Origin of the sequence: uncultured Marinobacter sp. (assembly GCF_963974375.1) — a bacterium.
In the GTDB taxonomy this organism is placed as follows: domain Bacteria; phylum Pseudomonadota; class Gammaproteobacteria; order Pseudomonadales; family Oleiphilaceae; genus Marinobacter.
In genome coordinates, this window is sequence record NZ_CAXBDN010000181.1 from 1 (window position 1) to 9,021 (window position 9,021).

Consider the following 9,021-nt stretch of genomic DNA (forward strand, 5'->3'; position numbering starts at 1 on the left):
CGATCTGGGCCTGATGAAATATCAGGTGGAGCAGGCCAGCGCCGGGCTGGATGGCATTGATGAGGAGAACCTCGTCGAGAACGCGCTGCGTAACCTGTACGACGGTATCGACGAAACCGAAGTGCTCTCGGCCCTGATCATGACCGCCCGCGGCCGTATCGAGCGGGAACCGGACTACAGCGCGGTGACCGCCCGCCTGCTGCTGGAACAGCTACGCCTGGAAAACGCCCTCGCCCTCGATTTGCCCGTGCATCTGCCGCTGGCGGAGCTGTACCCCAAGGCCCTGAGTGCCTTTATTGAAGCGGGCATCCGCTACGAGCTGCTGGACGAGGCCCTGGCTGCCTTTGACCTGGAACGACTCGGCGCCGCCCTGAAGCCGGAACAGGATCAGAAGTTTGGCTTCCTGGGTCTGCAAACCCTCTACGACCGTTACTTCCTGCACTGGAACAAGGCCCGCCTGGAACTGCCCCAGGTCTTCTTCATGCGTGTCGCCATGGGCCTGGCCCTGAGGGAGGACGACCCCAACGCCCGCGCCATCGAATTCTATGAGCTGTTGTCCTCCTTCGATTACATGGCCAGCACTCCTACCCTGTTTAACAGTGGCACCCGGCATTCCCAGCTCTCTTCCTGCTACCTGACCACCGTGCAGGACGATCTGGAAGGTATTTACGGCGCCATCAAGGATAACGCCCTGCTGTCCAAATGGGCCGGCGGACTGGGCAACGACTGGACGCCGGTGCGGGCCCTGGGTTCCCGCATCAAGGGCACCAATGGCGAAAGCCAGGGCGTAGTACCGTTCCTGAAAGTGGTGAACGACACCGCAGTAGCTGTCAACCAGGGGGGCAAGCGCAAGGGCGCGGTGTGCGCCTACCTGGAAAGCTGGCACCTGGACATTGAAGAATTCCTGGAGCTGCGCAAGAACACCGGCGACGAGCGCCGCCGCACCCACGACATGAACACCGCCAACTGGGTACCGGACCTGCTGATGGAGCGGATGCGGGCCGACCAGGACTGGACTCTGTTCTCCCCCAGCGACGTACCGGATCTGCACGACCTCTACGGTAACGCCTTCCACGAGCGCTACCAGCACTACGAAGCCCTGGCGGCGAAAGGCGAGATCACCCTGTTCAGGAAAATCCCCGCCAAACAGCTGTGGCGCAAAATGTTGACCGTACTGTTTGAAACCGGTCATCCCTGGATCACCTTCAAGGACCCCTGCAACCTGCGCTCACCCCAGCAGCATCGCGGCGTGGTACACAGCTCCAACCTGTGTACGGAAATCACCCTGAACACCAGCGCCGAGGAAATCGCCGTGTGCAACCTGGGCTCCATAAACCTGGCGGCGCACGTAAGGGACGGCGAGCTGGATGTACAGCAGCTGGAACGCACCGTGAACATCGCGGTGCGGATGCTGGACAACGTTATCGACATCAACTTCTACGCCGTACCCCAGGCCCGCAACTCCAACCTCAAGCACCGCCCGGTGGGTCTGGGCCTGATGGGCTTTCAGGATGCTCTCTACAAGCTGGGCCTGTCCTACGCCAGCCCGGAAGCCGTGGACTTTGCCGACCTGACCATGGAACAGATCAGCTACTTCGCCATCACCGCTTCCGTGCGGCTGGCGGCCGAGCGGGGTGTGTACGAGAGCTACGATGGCTCCCTGTGGCAGCAGGGCGTTCTGCCTATTGATTCCATCCACCTGCTGCAGGAAGCGAGAAGGGACGGCGACCTGACCCTGGACACCCGCGCCCGGCTGGACTGGGCTCCGGTGCGGCAACTGCTGGCGGCCCACGGCATCCGCAACAGCAACGTCATGGCTATCGCGCCCACCGCCACCATCTCCAATATTGTGGGGGTATCCCAGTCCATCGAGCCGGCGTACCAGAACCTGTTCGTCAAATCGAACCTGTCCGGGGAATTCACCGTGGTGAATCCGGCCCTGGTCAGAGACCTGAAAGCTGCCGGCCTGTGGGACAACGTCATGGTCAACGACCTGAAATACTTCGACGGCAGCGTGCAGCAGATCGACCGCATACCCACTGAACTCAAGGCCCGCTACGCCACCGCCTTCGAGATCGACCCGCAATGGCTGGTAGAAGCCGCCGCCCGCCGCCAGAAGTGGATCGATCAGGCCCAGAGCCTGAACCTCTACATGGCCGAACCCAGCGGCAAGAAACTGGACGCCCTCTACCAACTGGCCTGGGAACGGGGACTGAAAACCACCTATTACCTGCGATCTCTTGGTGCGACGGGCGCTGAAAAATCTGCGCCCGTAGCCGCACCCCAGCCGCAGGTGTGTTCCATCGACGAACCCGACTGTGAGGCGTGTCAGTAGAGACGCAACCACCAATAGCCGGATAGGGATCGGGGCGGGTACTTCTGTAGCAGCGCCAGGGATGGCGCGGTGCAAGGTCGGCCCAAGGATGGGCCGTGAATTGCAGCGGAAGAAGTACCCGCCCCGGTCCCTGCCTGCAGAGTCTGCTAGCCACCAGATTGAAGGAAAACCAAAATGCTGAACTGGGACGACGAGCCTAAAACAGAATCACCCAAAACCACCACCGGTCCCGCGCCAGTGAATGTTCAGGACAAGCGCGTCATTAATGGTGAGACTGACATTAACCAGTTAGCGCCATTCAAGTACCCCTGGGCCTGGGAGTACTTCATGAATGCCAACAAGAACCACTGGACTCCGCTGGACGTCAACATGGCCCAGGACGTCCACGATTATCACCACCGCCTGAACCCGGCGGAAAAGCACGTCTATGAAAACGTACTGGCCTACCTGACCACGTCCGACATCCTGGCCATGCGCAACATTGGCCTGGCGGTAATGGAGAAGATGAGTGCCCCGGAACTGCAGATCTACCAGGCCCGCCAGGTGTACGAAGAAGCCCTGCATACATGGACCTACCAGCACTGCATCGAAACCCTGAATCTGGACCAGAGCGAAATCTACAACCGCTACCGGGTAGTGCCGCAAATCAACCAGAAAATACAGGTGGCCAATCGTCGGCTCGACGCCGCCATGCGCCCCGGCATGAACCTGCGCAATCCGGACGATCTGCAGGAATTCATCATGTCTTATTTGTTTTTTGCGGCGGTGTTCGAGGGCTGCTGGTTCTACAATGGCTTCAGCCCCATTTTCGCCCTGCAGCGCCGGGGTCTGATGCGCGGTACCGGAGAGCAGTTCCAGTACATCCTGCGGGACGAGGCCATGCACTTCTCCTTCGGCCTGAAAGTGGTGAACCAGATCCTGGAAGAAGAAAACATCACCCTGGACCCGAAAGCCGTGCGGGACATGTGGGAAGAATCCGAAGCCGCCGAAATCGCCTACGCCAACTACATTCTGCGGGACCCCATACTGGGCTACTCCGCCGAATACCACAGCGAACAGTTCCGCTTTGTGGCCAACCGCCGCGCCAGAACCGTAGGGCTGGAAGAACCTTTCCCCAGCGCCAGAAACGTCTCCCCCTGGCTGGACGAACAGGCCACCATGCGCAAGGAAAAGAACTTCTTCGAGACGCGGGTGATTGAGTATCAGACCGGTGCGCAGCTGGAGTGGTAGACGTTTACTGAGCTTTAACCCAGCGGACTGCGCACCCCCGCAAAACCCTGCCCCAGAACATGGGTATAAATTTGAGTGGTGCGCAGATCCGCATGGCCTCCTCAAGAGTAAAGATCGTCGGCAATTTGCGGGGCTTTTCTGAGCGAACAACGTCACCAATCCCGCCGAGCGGTTTGTCCAGAAGCTTGCGGTACAGAAAAACGAGCGAGTTTAATACCTGCGCCTGGGGTAGCCGCTGCAACATTGCGATGCACCGCAAGCCAGGTCAGAAACGCGTTGACCTCCGGTGGTCCCATGTCTCGGGGGTGTCTCATCTGGTGAAAACGAATGAAATACCGTATCCAGTACCAATAGGTTTTTTCAGTCCGGATGCTGTAATGATTCACACGAATGACAGTGCGAACCTGATCGCGCAGGCGGGACGGCTTTCCTTGCATGGGAACGACTCCTTGCCAAATACTGTATATTAGTACAGTATTATTTAGAGAGCAAATCATGGATGTCAAATGATTACATAGAAAGTCAGGTAACGGTGGTCTAAGCTTCTGTTTTACCGAATTTTGGGCAGCGGGCTGTGGGCCAACACGCATGTAATCATGCAGCGGTCAAATTTACGCAATCGCGAAGCGCGCTGTCCAATTGCTGTTAGGCGCATAAGAAACGGGGGGTAGATTGGGAGGCTTACAGAAGAAGCTCGATGAAGGTGAGGTGCTTGCAGTCATCGGCAAAGCAATTACCACTGGGGCCGAACGCTACGTTCGTGAACGTGAGCATCGAATTGATGGGTTCGTTCGCCACCACTATTCATTTCGCGGGGCGCTAAAGATTCACCGCCACGCAATTGGCTGGGACGTGGTTCGGGTGCCGGTCAACATAGTCTGGTCGGTTGTGAACATTTTTCTGGCCCTGCTTGGTTTTGTGGCCGGACTGGTCAGGCTGAAAAAACTACAGAACTGGATCAAGAAGATCCCACCGGGGTTGGAAACTGATATGGATCGGCAGATCAGTTGGCTAATCGTCACCGAGCTCCTCGAACTACCGTATCAGCAAGGTCAGAAAGTAAGCGATAAGGATGCATTGATGACCGAGATTCTTAAAGATTCAGAATTGCGGTCGTTGCTAAACGAGGTGCTTGAGGCATTTTCCGTGCCTGCCAAATCGCCCGAGTTCAGAGAAAAGCTCGACGCCAAGCTGGCCGAGTACGGCGCAACCCGTACAGCGTCAGCGGACTTGGCTAGTAACGCGACGTTGCTAGTCACGAGTAAGGTCGCTCTTGGCCAGGCGTCTTTTGGCGCGCTAAGTGCGGGGACTGCGGTTTCGGCAATGGTGGCGAATTCCGCAGCAGCATCCAATTTCTGGCTAGGCTCTTCTGCAGGCTCTTACTACTATGCAGTCTTTCCGGTTGCCGCGTCGGCTAGGCTATTCTTGGCCGTAACCGCCGTAGTTGCCGTTGTGCTCGCACTCGTTTCAACGTTCATCGGAATTCTTACCGACCCACTACAAGCAAAGCTTGGAATCCATCAGAAACGGTTGCGAAAACTGGTGGGTGCAGTTGGAGACGACTTAAGCGGTGAGGCGGGCGCAGACTTTGAGTTGAGGGAGAAGTACGCCGGTCGGCTTTTCGACATTGTTGACGTCTTGTCCACGGTTGGGCGTTCGCTGTGAATGGTTTGGAGGCAGGAGGGTGTGGGCCTAACAAATCGTTGCAGCGGACGTTTGGTCCGCCACCCATTTTTGCTGCGACAAAAACGGTCTTCGCGTCAAACGCCGCTGAACTCAGGTGTTATGGGTAGGGGAGTATCTGTGAAAACGTACAAGTTGTTAGCAGCAGACGGAACTACAGTCATCAGCAAAACGCCTGGCACTCTGGGCGGCAATGCCAAAGCGAAAATCTATGGCCGCTTAGATTGCTCCGCAGCCAATGGTGCGCTGTCAAAAGGCTATGCCGAACATCGTGTTTTCTTTGCGGACGAGGAGAATGCCATTCAGGCTGGATATAGACCTTGCGGGCGGTGCATGTCCTCGCGGTATAAAGACTGGAAGTCTGGGCCAGACGGTAAGGAGAGCTATCCGTGGAAACAGCTGCCCAAGTAAAACCATAACAAGGCAATCAACTTCGTTCCGGCCTTCGGACTCCACCGGACGCCCTTGTCAGGGCGCCGTTTATTGCTGGCGTTATGCCCCTTTCCCTGCCTACTTTCCCACATACTAACGCTTGACGTTAGTAACGCTCTGCGTCATCATCTCTCTATGATCATATCATTCAAGTGTAAGGATACCGAGAAGCTGGCGAGCGGACGCCGCGTCAGATGCTTCGTCAATTTTGAGCGAGTTGCTTTGAGGAAAATTCGGCAACTCCAGGTCGCAAGCCAGTTAGATGATCTTAAAGTACCGCCCGGAAATATGTTGGAGCCATTGCATGGTGACCGCCAAGGTCAGCACAGCATTCGAATCAACAGGCAGTTCCGGGTTTGCTTCCGCTGGACCAAGGCTGGTGCGGAAGATGTCGAAATTGTTGATTACCATTAGGAGGTAACTCATGCGCAACATTGAAGCTGTAACGCCAGGCGAGTTACTGAAGGAAGAGTTCCTTGAGCCGATGGGTATTTCTCAATACCGCTTGGCTAAAGAGATTGGGGTGCCTGCTCAGAGGATCGGCCAGATTATTGCAGGAAAGCGTTCGATAACCGCAGACACGGACCTGCGACTTTGTCGTTTCTTTGGTTTGTCCAATGGCTACTGGTTGCGAGCTCAGGCAGCCTACGACACAGAGATTGCGGAAGATGCCCTAGAGGATCAGCTGAAGAATATTCGTCCGTGGAATGTTGTATCCGAAATCGGGCACAGGGCATAACACATATGAGCCTTCTCGGATTCAATAGGCAATAGTGATTTTTTTTGGCCGCGCCAGCGGCCAACCTAAACACATGAGCGAGGACGCCTGCTTCGTCAGTCTCGCGGAGCTGTCAGGCACTTACAGCAAACACATATAGGGGCTCTCTTACGTGGCTTTAGGCCACAGCCTGACCGGTCGTTCCATCGGGGGGGTCAGGGGCACCAGACATTCATCGGTTAACCGGTTACTGGCGCTATTCAAGCGTCGGGCTGCATGGCTCCAGTTAGTGTCAGGCTCAGGACCGGTGTAAGCGCACTGGCTCATGGTATTAAGGCACGCCCACGGGCTGGCTAATCAAGTCGCTCTGGCTTCAACGTCGGTGACAGAAAACCGCTTCGGTATCGGGTACCAGTCAGCGGACTCGCAGTCTTCGGTGTCATCCTTTCTGGTCCAGTTAGACCTCATGCTCAACCCGTGGCGTGACTAACCTTTCAGGAACCGTTGTTCATCGAACACCCTTTTGTCTTTGAGCATGAAGTACACCGCGCGCCCCAGCTTGTGGGCCAGGGCCGACAGGGCTTTGGGTTTGATTATTCGCCTCTGGAGTTTTTCGACGTAGCGCTTGGCCTTGTCGTTATTACGGATAAACAGCACGGCTGCTTCCGAGAACGCCCACTTGAGATGGGCATTACCGATCTTGTTGCCCTGAGTGCCGTAAACCTTGCCGGCGGATTCGGCTTTGCACTTCACCAGGCGAGCGTAGGACGCGAATTTCTGAACAGATTCGAAGCGTTGAATATTGCCGACCTCATAGAGAATGGTCAGGGCCAGAATGCGACCGACTCCAGGAATGGTCTTCAGCACGTTGAGTGACGCCGCGTCGTGTTGTTTGGCCTGCTGCTCCAGATGCCATTCAAGCTTTTTGAGTTCGTGCTGATAACAGTCGACGATCGCCAGATCCAGGTCGATGTTGCGTTGACCGTCTGGATCGGTAAAAGCAGCGGTAAGTTGTGACCGGCCGCCGGGGTTGTTGAGGTTGGCTTTGCTGGGCGGCAGTTTGTACTGGCCCAGAGTGTTCACTGCGTGGGCCTTGAGCATGGCCCCATGCCGGACAATGCGGGTGCGACGGCGCAACAGATTGCGGGTGGCCCGCATCTCTTTAGGATAGACATAGGCCAATGGGAAATTACCACCGCGCATGAGCATCGCAATCTTGAAGGAATCGATGCGATCATTCTTGATTTTACCGCCGTGGATGGCCTTCATATAAAGCGCGTGACCCAGGATAAAGTGGATGCCGTGCTCTTCACACAGATCGGAGATCCAGTACCAGCAGTGCATGCACTCGACCCCCACGACGAGATCATCGCGAAAGGGTTCGAGCGTGGCCAGTAACAGTTCCGGCCGGGCTTTGATTTCCTTGTGCAACAGCACTTCGCCCTGCTGGTCGATGATGCAGACGCACAGGCTGCGGGCGTGCAGGTCGATTCCATAATAATGGCGGTGGGTGCTATGGTAAAAGTTCATTGAGTATTCTCCCTTGTAGTGCTTGGTCGCCTTCCAGCTTAGCGGGCAACCGCTGGGCTGGGGAGAAGGCTCAATCATTATCAAGTGCAGGCACAGCGACTGATTTTCCGCCGCTTCGCGGCTCCAAACCGGCACGTGAGCCGGGCGTTATGCGGCTTGATGGGGCTGACATTGTGGTCTGGAATCCCAACTGCGACGTTGGGTTCGGGCTCGCAGGAAACGAATAATAGTCAAGGCGCGAATGTAGGAGTAACTATGTTGCCAATTATTGCTGTACCACTTCTCCACTCGTCTGGTGGGTGGATCGCATCAACAGCCGCGGGCGGCTATGTCGCAGGAACACTGTCGTCTACTTGGATCGGAGCATTCGTTGCTGGTAATGCAGGTTTGCTGTCGGGAATCGGTATAACGTCTGCCGCAGGTGTGTCCGCTGCACTTGGAGGCGCCCTTTCATCTGCAGGCACTGCTATAGGCAGCGGGCTGACTGCCGTCGGACTCTCTGGGGTGGCGCAAAGCCTGGGGCTCGCGCCGGCGACGTTTTTAGGGCTGACGTTTGTTAGTTGGGCTGTGGTCGGGTCCGCAGTTTTGGTCCTCTCTAGCTCGGGAATCATCTATTATCTTTCACGGAAGAAGTTGCAACTCGTGAATATTGAACGCGAGAAAGGGGGTCTTCCGAGTATTACATGGCGAGGAATCCTGGAAGAAGCGCAACAGTTTGAAACGCAGGCCATGACCGCCATTTTGGAGAAGCTTGCCAAGGAAACTGGTGGTTTCGTTGTTCGTAGAGAAGCTGGCGCAGTCGAGATCAAAGGCGTCAGCTACAACATCGCGAATTTGAAGTATGTCGTTGAAAAGAATGGCGCGGAATATATCGTAAGGGCGAGCAAGGTTCCCTTCAGACGCATTGTGCTCTATACCGTGACAGACCCACAAAAATAGTCGTTGACCGAGAGGGAATCTCTATATGCGAGGGTCATGCGCGGAGCCGCATAACAAATAGCTGCATCGGACGTTTGCCCCGTTGCCCGTTTTTGCTTTCTGACCCGTCCTAAAATACGTTGACGGTTTTTGTTGAAGCCAGCGCCTTATGGGT

At 56.1% G+C, this 9,021-nt stretch carries 9 protein-coding genes; 7 read left to right on the top strand and 2 right to left on the bottom strand.

Annotated features, from left to right (window positions below):
• Both AAC035_RS14585 and AAC035_RS14590 read left to right on the top strand, forming a co-directional pair.
• On the top strand, positions 1–2,335 hold a 2,335-nt coding region (locus tag AAC035_RS14585; RefSeq protein ID WP_339805396.1), incomplete at its 5' end, for a ribonucleoside-diphosphate reductase subunit alpha.
• Between the two features lie 174 nt (positions 2,336–2,509).
• Positions 2,510–3,565 carry a ribonucleotide-diphosphate reductase subunit beta gene (locus AAC035_RS14590; protein ID WP_339805397.1) on the top strand — a complete coding sequence of 352 codons (1,056 nt, stop codon included), beginning with the start codon at positions 2,510–2,512 and terminating at the stop codon, positions 3,563–3,565.
• Between the two features lie 152 nt (positions 3,566–3,717).
• On the opposite strand, the gene AAC035_RS14595 is transcribed toward AAC035_RS14590, so the two are convergent.
• Positions 3,718–4,002, bottom strand: coding sequence for a site-specific integrase (locus tag AAC035_RS14595; protein WP_339805399.1), 285 nt, complete (start codon positions 4,000–4,002; stop codon positions 3,718–3,720).
• 235 nt (positions 4,003–4,237) lie between these two features.
• Here AAC035_RS14595 and AAC035_RS14600 point away from each other — a divergent pair, with 235 nt between their 5' ends.
• The 4 genes from AAC035_RS14600 (at position 4,238) to AAC035_RS14615 (ending at position 6,419) form a co-directional block, all read left to right on the top strand.
• Positions 4,238–5,230, top strand: coding sequence for a DUF6635 family protein (locus tag AAC035_RS14600; protein ID WP_339805401.1), 993 nt, complete (start codon positions 4,238–4,240; stop codon positions 5,228–5,230).
• A gap of 138 nt (positions 5,231–5,368) precedes the next feature.
• Positions 5,369–5,659, top strand: a complete 291-nt coding sequence (locus AAC035_RS14605; RefSeq protein ID WP_339805403.1) for an Ada metal-binding domain-containing protein — start codon at positions 5,369–5,371, stop codon at positions 5,657–5,659.
• Positions 5,660–5,815: 156 nt separating this feature from the next.
• Positions 5,816–6,094 carry a type II toxin-antitoxin system RelE/ParE family toxin gene (locus AAC035_RS14610; RefSeq protein WP_339805404.1) on the top strand — a complete coding sequence of 93 codons (279 nt, stop codon included), beginning with the start codon at positions 5,816–5,818 and terminating at the stop codon, positions 6,092–6,094.
• Between the two features lie 10 nt (positions 6,095–6,104).
• Entirely contained in the window at positions 6,105–6,419 is a 315-nt protein-coding gene (locus AAC035_RS14615) for a HigA family addiction module antitoxin (RefSeq protein ID WP_339805406.1), read from the top strand.
• A gap of 465 nt (positions 6,420–6,884) precedes the next feature.
• On the opposite strand, the gene AAC035_RS14620 is transcribed toward AAC035_RS14615, so the two are convergent.
• Entirely contained in the window at positions 6,885–7,928 is a 1,044-nt protein-coding gene (locus tag AAC035_RS14620; RefSeq protein ID WP_339805407.1) for an IS110 family transposase, read from the bottom strand.
• A gap of 255 nt (positions 7,929–8,183) precedes the next feature.
• On the opposite strand from AAC035_RS14620, the gene AAC035_RS14625 reads away from it, so the two are divergent.
• Positions 8,184–8,867, top strand: coding sequence for a hypothetical protein (locus AAC035_RS14625; RefSeq protein WP_339805409.1), 684 nt, complete (start codon positions 8,184–8,186; stop codon positions 8,865–8,867).
• Positions 8,868–9,021 lie beyond the last annotated feature (154 nt).

What these genes read in the sequence shown, in the direction of transcription:
- AAC035_RS14590 (WP_339805397.1), top strand. Translation starts at nt 2,510, where the DNA reads ATGCTGAACTGGGACGACGAGCCTAAAACAGAATCACCCAAAACCACC.
- AAC035_RS14595 (WP_339805399.1), bottom strand. Translation starts at nt 4,002, where the DNA reads ATGCAAGGAAAGCCGTCCCGCCTGCGCGATCAGGTTCGCACTGTCATT.
- AAC035_RS14610 (WP_339805404.1), top strand. Translation starts at nt 5,816, where the DNA reads ATGATCATATCATTCAAGTGTAAGGATACCGAGAAGCTGGCGAGCGGA.
- AAC035_RS14615 (WP_339805406.1), top strand. Translation starts at nt 6,105, where the DNA reads ATGCGCAACATTGAAGCTGTAACGCCAGGCGAGTTACTGAAGGAAGAG.
- AAC035_RS14620 (WP_339805407.1), bottom strand. Translation starts at nt 7,928, where the DNA reads ATGAACTTTTACCATAGCACCCACCGCCATTATTATGGAATCGACCTG.
- AAC035_RS14625 (WP_339805409.1), top strand. Translation starts at nt 8,184, where the DNA reads ATGTTGCCAATTATTGCTGTACCACTTCTCCACTCGTCTGGTGGGTGG.